Genomic DNA, 19273 nt, shown 5'->3' with positions numbered 1-19273 from the left:
TATCCAGAGGTATTAACCCGAACCCGTCCCGTACTTTTCAATCAGCGCCGAAGCAATAGCTTCCGTTTCCGCATCGGCAAAGCCGCGATAGTCGCTCTGTCGAAAGTGCATCTGGAACGCCGCTATCAGCACCTGCTGCTGGTACGGTGTCATTTGCGGCGTGACCTCATAACCGTAACTTGCCAGCAGACCAAGCAGCTTACTTTTATCAACCCGCTGTACGGGTGAGCGGTTGCCGAGATAAAACGCGACCCGATCCGCATCGGGCCAGGCGCCAACACCCTGCTCCGCCAGCCACTGCCAGGGAAACATCGGGCCAGGGTCCTGTTTACGCATCGGCGCAATATCGCTGTGCGCCACCACATCCTGCGGACGAATACCGTATCGCTTCACGATATCGCGAGCCAGCGGCAGCAGTGCAGCCATTTGCGAAGGGGGAAACGGAGCGAAAACTATCTCTTTACCCACCCGCCGCCAGCCGGGGTTTTCCAGCTCAATACCAATTGAAGTATCGTTAAGCCGCGTTGCACCCTGCCAGTAGCTGATTCCCGCATGCCACGCCAGCATTGATTCCGGCACCAGACGCCAGACCAGAGGTTGGCCATCGTACTTTGGCGGTGATGCTGGCAACAAATAATGCGCACTCACTGAGTGGTTGGTCAGCGTATTTAGCGAAGGGGAAAAATCACCCGCCGTATAGTGGATAACCAGCACTTTAATACGCGGACGCGCGCCCCAGGCTTCCTGGCGCGTATCCACCGTATAGCCCTTCTGTTCATGCAGCCCCTGCGGCGTGATTGAGGTCAGCAAATAGATCGCCAAAAGCACCAGCAACGGGCGAATAAAAGACAGCGGGGTCATGGGCGGCTCAGTTTCACCGCGGTGCCGCTAATCACTATCATCAGCATATTGTCCTTACCGACGCTCTCATAACCAATTTGGATGCCAACCACGGCATCAGCTCCGATTGCTTCCGCCTGTTTCTCCAGGTCTTCAAAGGCAATTTTACGCCCTTTAGCCAGCTCTTTCTCGTAAGAGCCAACCCGGCCACCCACGATATCGCGTATGCCTGCAAAGAAATCACGGAAAATATTCACGCCCAGGATCACCTCTGAGGTAACGACACCACAATAGGCAGCGATCGGACTCCCTTCCAGCGTTGGGGTAGTGGAAAATTTCATGCCTCTCTCCTTGTAAAATTACAGCGCTCTTACTGTGAAGAAGAACACATGCTGTCAGTGGTAAAAGCATTCAAGCAGAACAATAAGGAAATCAAGATGAAATACCAAGTCTTTGCTGCTGTTATTCCACTGACTATACTACTCAGCGCCTGTACCACTGTCGAACCCGCTTATAAGGATATCGGTTCACGAGAAGCGCCCTGCATTAGCGGTGGGCCGGACCAGGTGGCTCAACAGTTCTACGATATGCGCTTACAGCATCCTTTCCTCGGCGTCCCGGATAATCAACAGCTGGCAAATTACCGTCCCTGGCTTAGCGGGCCGCTATATCAGGATTTAATCAAAGCCAGCCAAGAGCGATCGCCCAAATCCCGGCTGCGGGGCGACCTGTTCAGTAGCCGCTCTGCGAGTGCTACCAGCGCCAGCGTGAGCGACTCATCCACTATCCCTAATACCGATGCGCGTAATATTGCCCTGCGAGTGAATCTCAGCCATACCGGACAGCCGGAAGTTCTATGGCAGGATGAAATCCTGATGGCACGGGAAGGCACCTGCTGGACCGTGGACGACATACGCTATCTCGGCCCCGTTCCCCATATTACCGGCGGTTCGCTGCGCCAGCAGTTCGAAGAGTGACCAATCCTTCCGTGCCGCCAGACCCGGCGGCACGATCTCACTCACACATTTGCATAACAACAGCAAAGCTTTTCATGTTAAACGGCAACATTGCCCTATCTTGTGCTACGCTTTAATCACCTCGCCAACAATTATAAATTTTAACGCACGATGATTGCATAACTATTCTGTGGACGTTAAGATTTGTGGCATCAATTGCTATTCATTTTTTGCGCATGAGTATTCAACTAAACGGTATTAACTGCTATTACGGTGCCCACCAGGCGCTATTTGACATACAGCTGGCGTGCCCTCAGGGCGAAACGTTGGTTCTGCTGGGGCCAAGCGGTGCCGGGAAAAGCTCACTTCTGCGCGTGCTGAATCTGCTCGAGATGCCGCGTTCCGGAACGCTTGATATCGCCGGCAATCACTTCGATTTCAGCAAGCCGCCAACCGAAAGTGCCGTTCGTGAACTACGGCAGAACGTCGGTATGGTTTTCCAACAGTATAATCTTTGGCCACATCTAACCGTCACGCAGAATCTGATTGAAGCGCCTTGCCGCGTACTGGGTCTGAGTAAAGAGCAGGCCCATGAACGTGCCAATAAACTGCTCGATCGTCTGCGCCTGACGCCCTTTGCCGATCGTTTTCCACTGCATCTTTCCGGTGGTCAGCAACAGCGCGTGGCCATTGCTCGCGCGTTGATGATGGAACCTGCGGTATTGCTGTTCGATGAACCGACCGCGGCACTGGACCCGGAAATTACCGCGCAGATCGTCAGCATTATTCGCGAACTTGCGGAAACCAACATCACTCAGGTTATCGTCACCCACGAAGTGGAAGTGGCGCGTAAAACCGCCAGCCGCGTGGTGTACATGGAAAATGGGTACATCGTTGAACAAGGCGATGCCAGCCGCTTTACACAGCCGCAAACCGATGCGTTTGCACATTATCTTTCGCACTAAACGCAGGACATAATGATGAAAAAAGTTGTACTTGCCGCACTTTTAGCCAGCATCAGCCTGGGAGCCAGCGCTGCCCAGACCATTCGTTTTGCGACAGAAGCGTCCTACCCTCCGTTTGAGTTTGTTGACGCTGACAATAAGATCCAGGGATTTGATGTCGATCTGGCTAACGCACTGTGTCGCGAAATTGGCGCGGAATGCACCTTCAGCAACCAGGCCTTCGACAGCCTGATCCCCAGCCTGAAATTCCGTCGCTTTGATGCGGTGATGGCCGGTATGGACATCACGCCAGAACGCGAAAAGCAGGTTCTGTTCACGAATGCCTACTACGACAACTCCGCGCTGTTCGTGGTGCAGAAAGGCAAAGTCGCCAGTATTGATGCCCTGAAAGGCAAACGCGTTGGTGTGCAGAACGGCACCACCCACCAGAAATACCTCAGCGAAAAACAGGCTGATATTCAACTGGTCCCTTACGACAGCTATCAAAACGCCATCCTTGATCTGAAAAATGGCCGCATCGACGCGGTATTCGGTGACACTGCGGTGGTCAACGAGTGGTTAAAACAGAACACGAACCTGACCGCGCTGGGTGAGAAAGTGACCGATAAATCTTACTTCGGTACCGGCCTGGGTATTGCCGTTCGCCAGGGTAACACCGATCTGCAGGGTAAATTCAATGCGGCGCTGGATAAGGTGAAAGCCGACGGCACCTATAAAACTATCTACAGCAAGTGGTTTCAGCAGTAATTAATGAGCGAATTTTATTCTCTTGCCAGCGCCGCCGGGATGACCGTCGGCCTTGCCGTTTGTGCTTTAGTGCTCGGACTGGCTCTCGCGATGGTCTTTGCCGTGTGGGAATCCGCTCGCTGGCGGCCGCTGGCGTGGCTGGGTACGCTGCTGGTTACCCTGTTTCGCGGGCTGCCGGAAATTCTTGTGGTGCTGTTTATCTACTTTGGCGCCTCGCAGCTGCTGCTGACGCTCTCCGATGGATTCACTCTGAATCTCGGCGTGGTGCAGATCCCGATTCAGGTCGCCATTGAAAACTTTGACGTCAGCCCGTTCCTGTGCGGCGTGATTGCGCTGGCGATCCTTTATTCTGCGTATGCTTCACAAACCCTGCGTGGTGCGCTAAAGGCGGTTCCTGCTGGCCAGTGGGAATCAGGCCAGGCGCTGGGAATGAAAAAATCGGCGATATTCTTCCGGTTGATCATGCCACAGATGTGGCGACACGCCCTGCCCGGCTTAGGCAATCAGTGGCTGGTGCTGCTCAAGGATACCGCACTGGTTTCACTGATTAGCGTGAACGATATTATGCTGCAGACCAAAAGCATCGCAACCCGTACCCAGGAGCCGTTTACCTGGTACGTTATTGCGGCGGCGATTTATCTGCTGATCACCCTGTTCAGCCAGCAGGTGCTGAAGCGTATTGAGCTGCGCACGACGCGCTTTGAGCGCGGAGGTTCCTGATGCTGAGTTACTTCCCCGAACTGCTTAAAGGGCTGCAAACCAGCCTGACGCTGACCGTGGCATCGCTGCTGCTGGCACTACTGCTGGCGCTGATCTTCACGGTGATTCTGGCGTTGAAGGTGCCGGTTCTCAGCCTGATTACCCGTGGCTATATCACGCTGTTTACCGGTACGCCGCTGCTGGTGCAGATCTTCCTGATTTACTACGGCCCAGGCCAGTTTCCTTCCATACAAAACATTTCCTGGCTCTGGCATTTACTGTCACAGCCGTGGCTGTGTGCCCTGCTGGCGCTGTCGTTAAACAGTGCCGCCTATACCACGCTGCTGTTCCACGGTGCCGTGCGGGCAATCCCTGCCGGGCAGTGGCAATCCTGTGCGGCATTAGGCATGAACCGCAAGGACACGCTGCGCATTTTACTGCCGTATGCTTTTAAGCGCGCCCTCTCCTCTTATTCGAACGAGGTAGTGCTGGTGTTTAAAAGTACCTCGCTGGCTTACACCATCACGCTGATGGAAGTGATGGGCCACGGACAGCTGCTGTATGGCCGAACCTATGACGTAACGGTGTTTGCCGCTGCCGGGATAATTTATCTTATCGTCAACGGTTTACTGACTCTGCTGATGCGGTTGATCGAGCGCCGGGCATTAGCCTTCGAGCAGCGCAGCTGAGCGAACGATTTCTAAAAAAGGAACTAATAAATATGAAAAAAATTATTCTGGCCACGGTTCTGGCCAGCATGACCTTTGGGGCAGTAGCCACAGATAAAATTCGTTTTGCTTCCTCTGCGACCTATCCACCGTTTGAATCGCTGGACAGTGAGAATCAGATTGTTGGATTTGATATCGATCTGGCCAAAGCGCTGTGTGAAGAGATGAAAGCAGAATGCACCTTCACCAATAACCCGTTTGACAGCCTGGTTCCGGCCCTGAAGTTCCGCCGTTACGATGCCGTGATTTCCGGGATGGATATCACCCCGGAGCGCAGCCAGCAGGTCAGCTTCACCAAGCCTTACTACGCCAACTCCGCGATTTTGATTGCGCCAAAGGGTAAATTTACCGATCTTTCACAGCTGAAAGGTAAACGCGTCGGTATGGAAAACGGCACCACGCATCAGAAGTATTTACAGGAGCAGCATTCTGAAATTACCGCCGTGGCCTATGACAGCTATCAGAATGCTATTCTGGACCTGAAAAATAATCGCCTGGACGGTATTTTCGGCGACAGCGCAGTGGTAAATCAGTGGCTGAAAAGCAGTCCGAATCTTGGCACCGTGGGTAAGCACGTTACCGACAGCAGCTATTTTGGCACCGGCTTAGGGATTGCCGTGCGTAAAGATAACGCGGAACTGCTGGCAAAACTGAATACCGCGCTGGATACGCTGCGCGCAAACGGCACGATTGAGAAAATTAATCAGCGCTGGTTCCCGGAGTAATGCACAAACGGCAGGCGAATTTCTCGCCTGCTCGCTTTATGCTTTCCGCTGCAACAGCGTCAGCACTTCGTAGTGCGCCGTATGCGGGAACATATCAAACAGCTGCACCTGCACAATACGATAGTCACTTAGCCGCGCAAGATCCGTCGCCATCGTCACCGCATTGCAGCTGGAGTAGAGTATCCACGGCGGTGCCATTCGGGTGAGATAGTCGCACAGTTCAGCACCAATACCGCGTCGCGGCGGATTCACCAGCACCAGTTCCGGTACGCTGCCTTCTCCGGTGGCAAACGCCGTCGAGTCCAGCGCAGCGAAATTCACCCGCGTTAATCCCATCAGTTCAGCCGACCGCTTCGCGCAGGCAATTGCTTCTTTACTGATCTCAATGCCGGTCAGCTGCATATCCGGCGTGGCGCAGTGCAGGCCAAATCCCCCAACGCCGCAGAACAGATCCCACATGCTGTTAACGCCCAGATCGCCCACCCAGCGGCGCGCGGTGGCATACAGCGATGCCGCCACTTCCGGGTTGGTCTGGAAAAAACTCTGCGGCCGAATCCACAGCGGGACGTCATTAAGCTGCTCCGCCAGCGCCTGATTTTCGGTCAGCGGGATCTCTTCATTCCCTTCCAGAATCGCCATCGGCACCGGCTGAATATTGGCGGAAATCGCCGCCAGCTGCGGTAACGTGCGCTGCAGCTCCGGCAATGCGTCCTTAAGCTGCGCCAGCTTGGTGGTGGAGCGCAGCACAAAGCGCAGCATCAATTCACCGCTGTAACGGCTTTCCGTCAGCAAAATAAACTTCAGCTCGCCGCGGCGGCGCGCAACGTTATAGGGCGTCAGCCCGGCGCGGGCAATAAACGGGCGCAGTGCAGCAAACACATCGGTAAAACTGTCGGGATAAAGCGGGCAGTCACAGAGATCGACCGGCGTACCGTCGCGATGCAGCATACCGAGCAGCGGGCGCTCAACGCTGCCGCTGACCACCATTTTCGCCTTGTTACGGAATTTTTCCGGCGGAGAAATCACCGGCGCCAGCCAGTTTGCCACCGGCAGCGAAGCCATCAACTGCTGCAAATGAGCCTGTTTTTGCGAAAGTTGCTGGGTGTACGGCGTTTCCAGCCACTGGCAGGATCGGCAACGACCGGCGTCGTAGAGCGCGCAATGCATGTTAAAGCCTGTTGATTGGGAATGCGAAATGCAGGTTAACAGTATATACCCAAATCAACGCCGGGTGCAGTCTCAGACGAAACGCGGCTCAGCGATAATAGTTTCGGCTGCTAAACGGAACAAACACTAACAGCAACACCAGCATATCCGGGAGTTTTTGCGCGATAAGCGAGCTGATAATACGGACGTTATCTTCGCCGCTCATGCTGAAAATCTCCGGGTAGATCCCGGTCAGCGTTGCGATCATCATATACAGCAGCACGGCCACCTGAGTAGTAAGGAACGTCCAGCGCCCCCAGTTACGTCCACGCATCAAGGCAATTGCACAGCGCAGCTCAAGGAAGAAGATCAGCTGGCTGGCAATAAAAATTAAAGTGGAATCCCAGGACTGGGCACTGCGGTGGATGAAGTTCATCACTTCTTCATAACCCAGTTCATTGGCCCGCAGTAGCACGCTGAGCAGCCGGGTGGCAATAATCGCGCTTCCAGCAATCAGCACCGGTACAGGGATAGCAATCCGGTCGCCGGACAATGCACCACCACCTCTGAACACCTCTGACATATCCCTCTCCTGCCCTGTGCTAAATATCGTCAACCCACACTGCTACTGTCTGGTTATCAATCTGCAACACGCATTCAGGCAGATTAATTCAACTATTTTTAGCCTATACGCGCCAATAATTCCACTCCACGAAATAAAATTATTTTCGGTCATTAATTATCCCAAAATAAAACCAGACAAAACGTATATTTCTACATCTGAATATATTTTAATCTCTCAGGAAAACAGCATCCCGGTTGGCTGAGGATGGTCAGATGTATGATTACCGTACGGTAACCGCCCGCAGGTCGGCGTGTTACTTTAATTATTTCTGAATGGAGTAGAAAACGTGTCAAGGGTTCTGGAGCACTATAACTACCTGCATGAAATCCCGGAGCTGGGTTTCCAGGAATTTAAAACGTCGGCCTATATCAGCCAGCAGTTAAAAAATGCGGGCTTTGTCGTACAGGATAATTTTAATGGTACAACCGGTATTGTGGCGATTCTTGACAGTGGTATTCCAGGCCCGACTCTGGCACTGCGGGCGGATATGGATGCGCTGGGACACATTATCGACGGTATACACTGCGCGCGGCACACCTGCGGTCACGATGCCCACTCTTCCGTGGTGCTGAGCGCCGCCGAGGAGCTGATTGCCGGGCATGAAGTAAAACGCGGTCGGCTGAAGTTGATTTTCCAACCGGCGGAGGAGCTAGGGGCCGGCGCGCTGGCGATGATCGCCGGAGGCGCGATTGACGACGTGGATATGATTTTAGGCTTCCATGTGCGCCCGGCCCAGGAATGCGCCGTAGGTACAGCCATTCCGGCGGTACACTATTCGGCATGCGTCACGCTGGAAGCCATTATTTATGGGCATGCGGCTCACGGCGCGCGACCGCATCTGGGTGTCAACGCGCTGGATGCCGCCGTCAGCGCGGTGCAGGCGGTGAATGCGGTACATCTGGCTCCGAACAGCGGGTGGAGTGTAAAAGCCACTCGCTTTATCTGCGATGCCGGCGTCACCAACTCCATCCCGGATGAAGCCCGGGTGGTGTTCGATCTGCGTGCTGCCAAAAATGAAGATATGGTTGAGCTGCAGGCACGCGTTCAGCGGGCCGTTGAGCACAGCGTGGCGGCCTACGGTGCCAAAGCCAATGTTACAGTGATGAAGAGCATGCCTGCGGCAGTGATTGATGACGAGATGACCGCACTGATAGCGCAGGCGATTGTTGACGTGCAGGGTGAAAGTGCATTGATACCGGTGCGCTCCACGCCAGGCAGTGAAGATTTCTTCCAGTATCCGGTACAGCGCCCGGAAGTGAAGGCAGGTTTCTGGGGGCTGGGCACGGGTCTGCTGCCGGGGCTGCATCATCCCGATATGCATTTCGATCTGACTTCGCTACCGGTCGGAGTAAAAATTTTTAAAGCCTGCGTTCGAAGGGTTCTGGGGTAACTGCTGCCAGGCCTTTGCGAGAGGTGCCGGGCTCCGCAGCGCTGAAGCGAAAGTCATGGGCCAGGAGAGGACCGCAGGGATGCTGCCATCAGGCCGGGCGCGGGCTTCCTGACCGCGCCCGGGTGGTCCGTCTATCCGCTGCTGTAGACGAACGCACCCGCCTGACAACTCAATGCCCGGAACGCGCCTTCTGAATATCCTTAATCCGCTGCTTCTCTTCGTGTGCCATCAGACGCCAGGCGATAAAGCCCACCAGCCCAACCACAAACAGAATGAGTGAAGCCAGCGCGTTAATTTCCGGATTCACGCCGCGTCGAACGGTGGCAAAGATCTGCATCGGCAGCGTCGTGGCTCCCGGACCGGTAACGAAGCTGGAAATGACCAGATCATCCAGCGACAGCGTAAAGGCCAGCAGCCAGCCGGTGACGATGGCCGGGGCGATCATTGGAACGGTGATCACAAAGAACACTTTCAGCGGCGTCGCACCCAGATCCATTGCCGCCTCCTCGATTGACCGGTCCAGCTCCCGCAGACGCGAGTTGACCACCACCGCGACATACGCGGTACAGAAGGTCACGTGTGCCAGCCAGATGGTCAACATCCCACGATCGGCAGGCCAGCCAAAGGCATTCGCCATCGCCACAAACAGCAGCAGCAGCGAAAGGCCGGTAATCACGTCGGGCATAACCAGCGGTGCCGTCAGCATAAAGGCAAAACCGGTCGATCCTTTGAAGCGACCAAAGCGAACGATAATCACGGCGGCAATCGTGCCGAGGATCACCGCCGCCGTTGCCGACAGTGCAGCAAGCGACAGACTGAGCGTGACGGCGCTAATCATCGCATCATCGTGGAACAGCACGTTATACCAGTGGAACGAGAAGCTTTCCCACGCGGCCAGCTGCGACGAGTTAAACGAATAAATGACCAGCAACAGCATCGGCGCATAGAGGAAGAAGAAACAAACAGCGAGGATCGCCGTACGCCACTTCGAGCGAATGGTCGGCAAACTGTTCATGCCTTATCCCCCATTTCTTTGTTCTGATGCTTGTGGAACCAGACGATCGGCATGATCAGGATCAGCAGAATTATCACCGCCAGCGCAGAGGCTACCGGCCAGTCGCGGTTATTGAAGAACTCCTGCCACAGCACGCGGCCAATCATAATACTGTCCGGGCCGCCCAGCAGTTCCGGGATCACGTACTCGCCCACCGCCGGAATGAATACCAGCATTGAACCGGCAATAATGCCGCCTTTCGTCAGCGGCACAATCACGCTGAAGAAGGTCTTCAGCGGGCGCGCGCCAAGATCGAGCGACGCTTCCACCAGCGAATAATCGATTCGGGTCAGCGCGGTATAGATTGGCAGCACCATAAACGGCAGATAGCAGTAAACAATACCGATATACACCGCCATGTTGGTGTACAGAATGGCGATCGGGTGATCGATCACGCCGGTCCACATCAGGAAGCGGTTTAAAATACCGTTATTGTTGAGGATACCCATCCACGCGTACACCCTGACCAGGAAAGAGGTCCAGGATGGCAGGATCACCAGCAGCAGCAGGATATTGCGCGTTGAGGGTGAGGCATGCGCCACCGCCCAGGCCAGCGGATAACCAATCAGCAGGCAGATGCCCGTTGAGATTGCCGCAACCTGTAATGAATGAAGATAGGCATCGATATAAAGCGGATCGTCGGTCAGCGTGAAATAGTTGCCGAGATTCAATACCATGCTCAGCTGGCCGTCGGCCCAGGTCAGCAGCTCAGTGTACGGTGGAATGGCACGCGCAATGTCAGCAAAACTGATTTTTAGTACGATAAGGAACGGCAGTAAAAACAGCAGCGACAGCCAGATATAGGGCAGTGCTATCACCAGCTTGCGGCCATGGGCCATCTGCAGCCGGGTCAGCAGCGAAACGCCGATGCGCCTCACGCTCGGTGGTTTGGTAGTACGTTCAGAAAATTGGCTCATCATCCCCCCCTGCTTATACCGTCAGAACCACACAGCTATCGACATCCCAACACAGGCGAACTTCATCGCCCCATGTCGGCGTACCGTTGCGGAAACGATGGCCGTTTTGCAGCTGAGCGCTGATCATCTGGCCACTGCGCAGGCGCACATGATAGATAGACAGGTCGCCCAGATAGGCAATATGCACCACCTCACCCACGGCAAAATTGAAGCCGTCGGCCGGAACATCGTCGCACAGCAGCACTTTTTCAGGGCGCAGCGCCACATACACAGGAACGCCGTCCAGCACCGACACATCGCTCGCCACTTTCAGCGGATGCACCAGTCCTGGACTGTCAATAATCAACCCGTCTTCCTGGCGCTCACGCAGCAGTCCTTCGAAGACGTTAACTGAACCGATAAACTCAGCGCTGAAGCGGGTGGTGGGATGCTCGTAAATCTCCTCCGGCTCGCCGATCTGCACAAACTTGCCGCGGTTCATAATGGCAATACGGCCCGCCATGGTCATCGCTTCTTCCTGATCGTGCGTCACCATCACGCAGGTGGCGCCCACGCGCTCCAGAATATCAACCACTTCCAGCTGCATGCGGTCACGCAGTTTTTTATCCAGCGCACCCATCGGTTCGTCCAACAGCAGCAGTTTAGGCCGCTTCGCCAGACTACGTGCCAGCGCCACGCGCTGACGCTGACCGCCGGAAAGCTGGTGCGGTTTACGTTTAGCATATTCCTGCATGTGCACCAGGGTCAGCATTTCGGCGACGCGGCTGGCAATTTCAGCTTTAGGCAGGCGGTCCTGCTTCAGACCAAAAGCGATATTCTGCTCCACTGTCATATGGGGGAACAGCGCATAGGACTGAAACATCATGTTAATTGGGCGCTGATAGGGCGGCACGTGGGAGAGATCCTGGCCATCCAGCAGGATTTGCCCATGAGTCGGGCTTTCAAACCCGGCCAGCATACGCAGCAGCGTAGACTTACCGCAGCCAGAAGCACCCAGCAGAGCGAAGATTTCGCCTTTGTAGATGGTCAGGTTGACATCATCTACCGCGTGCTGACCATCAAACGATTTCGTCAGATTACGGATTTCCAGCAGCGGCGTTAACGCCCTGCCAGCCTTGCTTTGAGGACGGGGGATCGCGTCGTTCACTACCATTACTCTCCGGCGCTAAAGAACCTTCCCGCGGTGGGACAGGCCCAAAAATAACAAACAGAGGCCGATAACCGGGCCTCTGCTGCTTAGCAAGAGTGAGTCAGACTCACTACTCAGTTATTTACCACTTTTAACTTTAGTCCATGAACGGGTGCGCACACGATCAAGTTTCGGGTCCTGCAACTTGAGGGTAAACAACTTCGCCATGGTTTCTGGGGTTGGGTAGATACCCGGGTTGTTACGGATAGCTTCATCAACAAACGGAATCGATGCTTTCACGCCGCTGGCATAGAAGATGGTGTTAGAGATCTGCGCCATCACTTTCGGCTCCATCAGATAATTAATGAACTGATAGGCCGCATCGGTATTTTTTGCGTCTTTCGGAATCGCCAGCATATCGAAGAACGCCAGCGCACCCTCTTTAGGAATGCTGTAGGCAATGTTCACGCCGTTTTTCGCATCTTCTGCACGTTTCTTCGCCTGCAGAACGTCACCGGCCCAGCCGATAGCGACACAGGTATTACCATTAGCCAAATCGTTAATGTACTGAGATGAGTGGAAGTAACGAATGCCTGGACGCAGTTTCAACAGCAGATCGGTCGCCGCACCCGAGTAGTCTTTTGCATCGCTGCTATTCGGATCTTTACCGAGGTAGTTCAGCACGGTAGCAAAGATCTCTTCCGGGGCATCAAGGAATGACACGCCACAGCTTTTCAATTTCTCAAGGTTTTCCGGCTTCAGCACCAGATCCCAGCTGTCAACTGGGGCATCTTTACCCAGCGCGGCCTTGACCTTATCCACGTTATAACCGATACCGGTGGTAGCCCACAGGTAAGGAATAGCGTATTTGTTACCCGGATCGTGCTGTTCCAGCTTTTTCATCAGCTCCGGATCGAGGTTTTTATAGTTTGGCAGCTTGCTGCGATCCAGCGGCTGAAACACACCGGACTGCAGCTGACGCGCCAGGAAGCTGGAAGATGGCACCACCACGTCATAGCCCGTACTGCCCGCCATCAGTTTGCCTTCCAGCACTTCGTTAGAGTCAAACACGTCATAAACGACTTTGATGCCGGTTTGCTTTTCAAAATCGGCCACGGTATTCGGCGCAATATAATCAGACCAGTTATAAACGTGCAGCGTTTTATCTTCCGCCAGAGAGCCAGCGGAGATCGCCATCAGCGCACCCGCAACCACACCTGACAACCATTTTTTGCGTTGGTTGAACATCTTCCATTCTCCTGAACAGGGATAATCACAGCAGTACCCAGAGGTACATTTCTCAGCAAGCGAACCGGTGAGCACTTGCCGCAAAATACAGGTCCACAATGAATCATTATTCACTGCGCCGTTAATAGAAAAAACCTATATTTGTAGCGACGTTGCACGCGTTAATACGGCAACGCAAGAATAGCCCCACTCACTGGTCCAGACCAGACCTTAGCGTAAAAAACGCCTTTTATCGATTTTCTATGCATGTTTCCTCTACGTGATATGCCATTCGCGGCATAAACAGCGATAGATATCTGGCAATTAAGGGCAAAATGCAGAATAAAAAGTGGTAGCGTTCGTACGATATGAGGCGGGATAAACACAGCTTGAGCAGATAATTAAGCAGAATGCTGAAAAGTCGGAAATCGGGATGTAGGCTGCCGGGCAGTATGCTCTACTGCCCAGGGAAGGAAATAATAAAATCAGTGCAGCATAGAGTACCCGGTAATCACCGGTGCCCGCTCTTCATCTTCACCGATCATCAGTAGATGATTGGCAAACGCTTCCATCACGATCATCGAAATCTGCTCTTCACTCTGTTTCATAAAGTGAACGAACTGTGCGTAAGTCACACCGGCACTCACGCTGAGCGACTGGCAGACAATCAGTTTCGGCAGGTTATCATCCTGAATATCGAGAAATGTCTTCACGGTCAGTGAACTGGCGTTGATCTGCGACAAATCGCCAACCAGCGGAATCAGTGCTGTGGGCTTCACTTCGGCCAGCGCCGAAAACAGGATCACGTTATCAACCAGATCCAGTTTGGCATCAAACACACCGTCAAAATTCTGCATATGCGGCAGATGAAGGGCCTGGCAGGAATCGCACTCAAACCAGGTGATGCTTTGCTGATCCAGCCAACGCCGTAATACGTCGAGATCCGGGACGATGAGTGAATCCATATACTTTATCTCTTGCCGCCATAAAATTGCGCACTAGCTTACGGAAAATCGTTAATAAAAACTACGTTTACGACAGAAATTAAGACATTAGCCACCGGTTTTGAGGCAGAAACCTGGACGAGCCTGTTCTTCGATCCAGCCGATCATCATCGCAGCAATATTGAGACCAGTCGTTTTTTCAATGCCTTCCAGCCCGGGTGAAGCGTTGACCTCCATGACCAGCGGGCCGCGTTCAGCGCGGAGAATATCAACCCCGGCGACATCCAGACCGAGCGTTGCGGCCGCCCGGACCGCAATTTCCCGCTCGCGATCGTCAATCACCACACGTCGGGCGCTGCCGCCGCGATGCAGATTGGATCGGAACTCCCCCTCTTTCGCCACCCGTTCAATGGCGGCAACAACTTCGCCACCAATCACCAGGCAGCGAATATCTCGTCCCTGCGCCTCTTTAATAAATTCCTGCACCAGAATGTGCGCATTCAGCCCGCGAAAGGCGTCAATCACGCTTTCCGCCGCCTGCCGTGTTTCCGCCAGCACCACGCCAATCCCCTGGGTTCCTTCCAGCAGCTTGACCACCAGCGGGGCACCGCCGACCATCTTAATCAGATCGCTGGTATCGTCAGGCGAGTGTGCAAAGCCAGTAATCGGCATGGCGATCCCGGCGCGGGCCAGCAGCTGTAGCGAACGCAGTTTGTCACGCGCGCGCGCAATCGCCAGCGACTCATTAAGAGGATAGCTCCCGCACATCTCAAACTGGCGCAGCACTGCCGTACCATAGAAAGTGGTAGAAGGACCAATACGTGGAATTACCGCATCAAAATGTTCCAGCTGGCGGCCGCGATAATGAATCGCCGAGGAACCAGGGTTGATATTCATATAGCAGGAAAGCGGATCGATGACCTCCACACTGTGGCCACGCGCGCGCGCAGCCTCAACCAGACGCTTACAGGAATAAAGCGAACCATCGCGGGAAAGCACGGCAATTTTCAACAGTTACCTCCGAAAGCGGGAAGATCAGCGCGTAGCCCAGCCCTGCTGGTGCAGATAATCAAGAATAAACGGTCGGCTTTCTTTCACCAGCGTTTTACGAATATGGTCGCTCCAGCTTTCAATCCGGCGATTGCTGTCGCGGCTCAGGTAGTAACTTTCCAGCTGGCGGTCATACTTTTCCAGCTCGGCCGGCTCCAGCGCCCGATACTGGTTTTCATGCACCAGCATTGTTGCAGGCATGCGCGGCTTGAAGAGCGGGTCCTGTGCCGGTTCCCCCAGGCACAGCCCAAACAGCGGCAGTACATATTCAGGCAGCTTAAGCTGTTGCGTTACCTCGGCGATATTATTGCGAATACCGCCGATAAACACGCCGCCGAAACCCAGCGATTCCGCAGCGGTCATTGCGTTCTGCGCCATCAGCGCGGTATCAACACAGCCCAGCAGCAGCTGCTCTGCCAGCCCCAGCTGCGCATCCGGACAAATCTGCTGCAGGCGATTAAAATCGGCGCAAAACACCCAAAACTCAGCGGCCTGGGCAACATATTTTTGCCCGCCGCTGAGGGTTACCAGCACCTCACGCAGTGTGGGATCGCTGATACGAACTATTGAAGTGCACTGTAAAAAACTGGAACTGGAAGCCGACTGCGCAGCAGCAAGAATGGCAGCGCGCTGCTGCTCGGTTATCTTGCGCTCGGTAAAGGCACGAATGGAACGATGGGCGCAGAGCAAATCAATGGTCGGCGTCATGAGAATCTCCTTCTTTCTTGGTATGCGAACGGCGCGTGTTAAATAAGTCCGGGGCCATAGCTTTAGCGGTGCGCCACATCATAACGATGGCGGCGGGCAGCATCAGGACAATTCCGGCGAAAATCATTACGGTTACGGCCAGTTTGCCAGTGAAAGGCGAAGGTAAAGGAAGCACTTCATGCAGCGTAAGCAGGGCAATAAGCAACACGATTCCCCCCAGGGCTTCGAGAATAAGAACCGGTCGGGGTAACTGAGTAAAAGCACGCATTTTGACTCTCCTTACGCTCTGTTAATCAACCCAAAAGGCCCGGACTCGCGCCGCCACACTCTGCCCTAAAAGAGCGGAAAAACGCAAGGGATATAGCCTGTACGAATCATACCAACAGGTAAATCCTTCTTTCATTCAACAGGGGTTGCGGGCATCATAGGCGGCATTGAGCAATAAGTTGTGACTTAAGTCACATAAAAGAATCCAATCCTTGAGGAGACATCTATGTTTGCTGTGATTTTCGGACGCCCGGGCTGCCCTTACTGCGTGCGTGCTAAAGAACTGGCTGAGAAACTGACTGAAGAGCGTGATGACTTTAACTTCCGCTATGTAGACATTCACGCGGAAGGGATCACCAAAGCAGATCTGGAGAAGACAGTGGGTAAACCTGTTGAAACCGTGCCGCAGATCTTCCTCGATCAGACCCACATCGGCGGCTGCACTGATTTTGAAGCCTACGCTAAAGCCAACCTGGGCCTGTTCCAGTCTTAATGGCTTTGTCCCTCAGGGGGAGGCGATACCGCGTCCCCCTGATGTTTTAGATTCCGGTGAGTTTCCCTTACCCCCTGCTCTGCCGCTGATGAATCTCCACCAGCGTACGGCAAAGCATCATCGCCAATGCCCCTGAGCCACACCAGAAAACTGCGCTGATGATAATCGCGATCTCCTGACCCAGTCCCACGCTATGGAACGTGCTTAGCTGCATTAACGCCAGGCAGGGTGGTGACGCCAACAGCACCGCCAGCAGTAAAACGGTAAACGGCGCCTCTTTCGACATCAACGCCGCCAGCGCACCGGGTATCATAAACAGCAGCAGGCCGAACTGGACGTGGTTAGCACCACCGATAGCGATCAGATAACGCACGGCAAGAAAGAGCAACCCATAAAGAGAGCTACAGGCAATAACACCAGACCAACTGAAGGCTTTAACCCACATCAGAATCTTCTCCAGGTTATTTTTAACCCAACATCAATTCAAAAAAGAATAAGCGTGTGATTGTTATACAACAATAAATTTAATTATCTTGATATTGCTAAAAATAAACCAGGCGGATGCTGGCTGTAAGGCAGTATAACGATTAAAATAGCCGTCGATTTATCCGTAAAGATCATTGCTAAAAATTAGCCCAATGCTGTCATGCTGTAACTGAACTGCAACGGAGCCTGGCGGATAAAATCTAGCGTATAAATGCCCTTTCATCAATAGGTTAATGGTAAACAAGAAGTTAAACCGTGAATATAAACGTCGCAGACTTGTTAAGTAGAAATTACATACTGTTATTGTTTGTTGTTTTATCATTGGGCCTGTGTTTAGGGAAATTACGGCTGGGTTCTGTACAACTAGGTAATTCCATTGGCGTTTTAGTGGTTTCTTTGCTGCTCGGCCAACAGCATTTTTCAATTAATACCGAAGCCCTGAATCTTGGCTTTATGTTATTTATTTTTTGCGTCGGTGTTGAAGCCGGCCCGAACTTTTTTTCTATATTTTTCCGGGATGGAAAAAACTATCTGATGCTGGCTATCGTGATGGTCGCCAGCGCAATGATCCTCGCATTAGGACTGGGCAAACTTTTCGGCTGGGATATCGGTCTGACTGCCGGGATGCTGGCGGGGTCGATGACCTCGACGCCAGTGCTGGTGGGTGCCGGAGATACGCTGCGGCAAATGATGACCGAAAGTGGCAGCCTTAGTCAGGCGCAGGATCATCTTAGCCTGGGCTATGCTCTGACCTATCTGATTGGCCTTGTCAGTCTGATTGTCGCCGCCCGCTATCTTCCTAAACTTCAGCACCAGGATTTGCCGACCAGCGCACAGCAAATTGCCCGTGAACGCGGCCTCGATCCGGACAGCAAGCGGAAAGTCTATCTTCCGGTGATCCGCGCCTATCGCGTTGGCCCCGAGTTGGTGGCATGGAGTGATGGCAAAAATCTGCGCGAGCTGGGCATTTATCGCCAAACCGGTTGTTATATCGAACGTATTCGCCGCAACGGCATTCTGGCAAATCCCGACGGCGATGCAGTACTCCAGCCCGGCGACGAGATTTCACTGGTGGGCTACCCGGATGCCCATTCGCGCCTCGACCCCAGCTTCCGCAACGGAAAAGAGGTGTTCGACCGCGATCTGCTGGACATGCGCATCGTTAATGAAGAAATCGTGGTGAAAAATAACAATGCGGTCAACAAGCGCCTCAGCCAGCTCAAGCTGACCGATCACGGCTGCTTCCTGAACCGGGTTATTCGCAGTCAGATTGAAATGCCGATCGACGACAGTATCATCCTGAATAAAGGTGACGTGCTGCACATCAGCGGTGAAGCAAAACGCGTGAAGTCCATTGCTGACCGTATCGGCTTTATTTCGATTCATAGCCAGGTGACCGACCTGCTGGCCTTCTGCTCCTTCTTTATCATCGGACTGATGATCGGCATGATTAACTTCCAGTTCAGCAGTTTCAACTTTGGCATTGGTAACGCTGCCGGGCTGCTGTTCGCCGGGATTATGCTCGGCTTCCTGCGCGCTAATCATCCAACCTTTGGTTATATCCCGCAGGGCGCACTGACGATGGTGAAAGAGTTTGGCCTGATGGTGTTTATGGCCGGCGTCGGGCTGAGCGCGGGCAGCGGCATTAATCAGGGGCTGGGTGAAACCGGTCTGCTGATGCTGGCCGCCGGACTGATTGTCAGCCTGCTGCCGGTGGTGATCTGCTTCCTGTTTGGTGCGCTGGTGCTGAAGATGAACCGCGCCCTGCTGTTTGGTGCCATTATGGGCGCACGGACCTGCGCTCCGGCGATGGAAATTATCAGCGACACGGCGCGCAGCAACATCCCGGCACTGGGTTATGCAGGAACTTATGCGATTGCTAACGTTTTGCTTACGCTCGCCGGTACGCTGATCGTGGTAATCTGGCCAATTTTCGGCTGACTAAAAAATATTTAGGGACTTCAGAGAACTTTTATGGCGGGGTGCAGTCTGAATTAATGCCACTGCTTTTCTTTGAAATCCCCAAATTGAGGAGCCCGTTAAACGTTATGTTTAGCGGGTTTTTTTCTTTTCTGCTCCGTGACTTCCGCAACACCCTTTCCTTCCGCTCTTAATGTTGCCTTAAGCGCTTTCAGGCATCGTAGACTTCCTGTACTTATCGCCAAAGCGTCTTAGAA

Annotated in this window: 22 protein-coding genes; 9 read left to right on the top strand and 13 right to left on the bottom strand. The window is 53.6% G+C overall.

Annotation, left to right across the window (positions count from 1 at the left end; translation table 11 throughout):
- Positions 1-12 precede the first annotated feature (12 nt).
- Positions 13-861 (bottom strand): N-acetylmuramoyl-L-alanine amidase, encoded by an 849-nt coding sequence (locus AC07U6_RS11875; protein ID WP_494762151.1) that lies wholly within the window; start codon positions 859-861, stop codon positions 13-15.
- Positions 858-1181: a heavy metal-binding domain-containing protein gene (locus AC07U6_RS11870; RefSeq protein WP_494762150.1), complete on the bottom strand. Its 324-nt coding sequence runs from the start codon at positions 1179-1181 to the stop codon at positions 858-860. Before AC07U6_RS11870 ends, AC07U6_RS11875 begins: the two co-directional genes overlap by 4 nt.
- 96 nt (positions 1182-1277) lie before the next feature.
- On the opposite strand from AC07U6_RS11870, the gene AC07U6_RS11865 reads away from it, so the two are divergent.
- The 6 genes from AC07U6_RS11865 to AC07U6_RS11840 all read left to right on the top strand — a co-directional run bounded on the left by AC07U6_RS11865 (position 1278) and on the right by AC07U6_RS11840 (position 5660).
- On the top strand, positions 1278-1817 hold the full coding sequence (locus AC07U6_RS11865) for a lipoprotein (RefSeq protein ID WP_494762149.1): 540 nt from the start codon (positions 1278-1280) through the stop codon (positions 1815-1817).
- A 215-nt stretch (positions 1818-2032) separates the two neighbouring features.
- Positions 2033-2761 carry an arginine ABC transporter ATP-binding protein ArtP gene (gene artP / locus AC07U6_RS11860; RefSeq protein WP_494762148.1) on the top strand — a complete coding sequence of 243 codons (729 nt, stop codon included), beginning with the start codon at positions 2033-2035 and terminating at the stop codon, positions 2759-2761.
- Positions 2762-2776: 15 nt separating this feature from the next.
- Positions 2777-3508: an arginine ABC transporter substrate-binding protein gene (artJ, locus tag AC07U6_RS11855; RefSeq protein ID WP_494764460.1), complete on the top strand. Its 732-nt coding sequence runs from the start codon at positions 2777-2779 to the stop codon at positions 3506-3508.
- A gap of 3 nt (positions 3509-3511) precedes the next feature.
- The gene (gene artQ / locus AC07U6_RS11850; RefSeq protein ID WP_494762147.1) at positions 3512-4228 is read left to right on the top strand and encodes an arginine ABC transporter permease ArtQ; all 717 of its coding nucleotides are present in this window, start codon (positions 3512-3514) and stop codon (positions 4226-4228) included.
- The gene (gene artM / locus AC07U6_RS11845; protein ID WP_494762146.1) at positions 4228-4896 is read left to right on the top strand and encodes an arginine ABC transporter permease ArtM; all 669 of its coding nucleotides are present in this window, start codon (positions 4228-4230) and stop codon (positions 4894-4896) included. Before artQ ends, artM begins: the two co-directional genes overlap by 1 nt.
- A gap of 32 nt (positions 4897-4928) precedes the next feature.
- Positions 4929-5660 (top strand): arginine ABC transporter substrate-binding protein, encoded by a 732-nt coding sequence (locus AC07U6_RS11840; RefSeq protein ID WP_494762145.1) that lies wholly within the window; start codon positions 4929-4931, stop codon positions 5658-5660.
- Between the two features lie 36 nt (positions 5661-5696).
- Here AC07U6_RS11840 and rlmC read toward each other — a convergent pair whose 3' ends face one another.
- A complete protein-coding gene (gene rlmC / locus AC07U6_RS11835; RefSeq protein WP_494762144.1) occupies positions 5697-6827 on the bottom strand; it encodes a 23S rRNA (uracil(747)-C(5))-methyltransferase RlmC in 1131 nt (376 codons plus the stop codon).
- Between the two features lie 88 nt (positions 6828-6915).
- Positions 6916-7389: a YbjO family protein gene (locus AC07U6_RS11830; RefSeq protein ID WP_494762143.1), complete on the bottom strand. Its 474-nt coding sequence runs from the start codon at positions 7387-7389 to the stop codon at positions 6916-6918.
- A 328-nt stretch (positions 7390-7717) separates the two neighbouring features.
- On the opposite strand from AC07U6_RS11830, the gene AC07U6_RS11825 reads away from it, so the two are divergent.
- Positions 7718-8821 carry an amidohydrolase gene (locus tag AC07U6_RS11825; RefSeq protein WP_494762142.1) on the top strand — a complete coding sequence of 368 codons (1104 nt, stop codon included), beginning with the start codon at positions 7718-7720 and terminating at the stop codon, positions 8819-8821.
- 169 nt (positions 8822-8990) lie between these two features.
- Here AC07U6_RS11825 and potI read toward each other — a convergent pair whose 3' ends face one another.
- The 8 genes from potI to AC07U6_RS11785 form a co-directional block, all read right to left on the bottom strand.
- The gene (gene potI, locus AC07U6_RS11820; RefSeq protein ID WP_494762141.1) at positions 8991-9836 is read right to left on the bottom strand and encodes a putrescine ABC transporter permease PotI; all 846 of its coding nucleotides are present in this window, start codon (positions 9834-9836) and stop codon (positions 8991-8993) included.
- On the bottom strand, positions 9833-10792 hold the full coding sequence (gene potH, locus AC07U6_RS11815; RefSeq protein ID WP_494762140.1) for a putrescine ABC transporter permease PotH: 960 nt from the start codon (positions 10790-10792) through the stop codon (positions 9833-9835). The genes potI and potH overlap by 4 nt, the downstream gene beginning before the upstream one ends.
- A gap of 13 nt (positions 10793-10805) precedes the next feature.
- Positions 10806-11939 carry a putrescine ABC transporter ATP-binding subunit PotG gene (gene potG / locus AC07U6_RS11810; protein ID WP_494764459.1) on the bottom strand — a complete coding sequence of 378 codons (1134 nt, stop codon included), beginning with the start codon at positions 11937-11939 and terminating at the stop codon, positions 10806-10808.
- Positions 11940-12059: 120 nt separating this feature from the next.
- A complete protein-coding gene (potF, locus tag AC07U6_RS11805; RefSeq protein ID WP_494762139.1) occupies positions 12060-13169 on the bottom strand; it encodes a spermidine/putrescine ABC transporter substrate-binding protein PotF in 1110 nt (369 codons plus the stop codon).
- A 464-nt stretch (positions 13170-13633) separates the two neighbouring features.
- Positions 13634-14113, bottom strand: coding sequence for a YbjN domain-containing protein (locus AC07U6_RS11800; RefSeq protein ID WP_494762138.1), 480 nt, complete (start codon positions 14111-14113; stop codon positions 13634-13636).
- 87 nt (positions 14114-14200) lie between these two features.
- Complete coding sequence (rimK, locus tag AC07U6_RS11795; RefSeq protein WP_200545748.1) at positions 14201-15103, bottom strand: 30S ribosomal protein S6--L-glutamate ligase; 903 nt, start codon at positions 15101-15103, stop codon at positions 14201-14203.
- Between the two features lie 24 nt (positions 15104-15127).
- Positions 15128-15850 (bottom strand): oxygen-insensitive NADPH nitroreductase, encoded by a 723-nt coding sequence (gene nfsA / locus AC07U6_RS11790; protein WP_494762137.1) that lies wholly within the window; start codon positions 15848-15850, stop codon positions 15128-15130.
- Positions 15834-16118, bottom strand: coding sequence for a YbjC family protein (locus tag AC07U6_RS11785; protein WP_205065267.1), 285 nt, complete (start codon positions 16116-16118; stop codon positions 15834-15836). Before AC07U6_RS11785 ends, nfsA begins: the two co-directional genes overlap by 17 nt.
- 225 nt (positions 16119-16343) lie before the next feature.
- Here AC07U6_RS11785 and AC07U6_RS11780 point away from each other — a divergent pair, with 225 nt between their 5' ends.
- Complete coding sequence (locus AC07U6_RS11780; RefSeq protein ID WP_105593486.1) at positions 16344-16610, top strand: GrxA family glutaredoxin; 267 nt, start codon at positions 16344-16346, stop codon at positions 16608-16610.
- Positions 16611-16677: 67 nt separating this feature from the next.
- Here the strand turns inward: AC07U6_RS11780 and ybjM are convergent, their stop codons facing one another.
- Complete coding sequence (gene ybjM, locus AC07U6_RS11775) at positions 16678-17055, bottom strand: inner membrane protein YbjM (protein ID WP_494762136.1); 378 nt, start codon at positions 17053-17055, stop codon at positions 16678-16680.
- Positions 17056-17351: 296 nt separating this feature from the next.
- Between ybjM and AC07U6_RS11770 the strand changes: the two genes are divergently transcribed.
- Positions 17352-19037 carry an aspartate:alanine antiporter gene (locus AC07U6_RS11770; protein ID WP_494762135.1) on the top strand — a complete coding sequence of 562 codons (1686 nt, stop codon included), beginning with the start codon at positions 17352-17354 and terminating at the stop codon, positions 19035-19037.
- Positions 19038-19273 lie beyond the last annotated feature (236 nt).

This window comes from Erwinia sp. GW821-FHT03D09, assembly GCF_059420805.1.
Note: the sequence above shows the minus strand (reverse complement) of the source record. Positions and strands in the feature narration are given on the sequence as shown.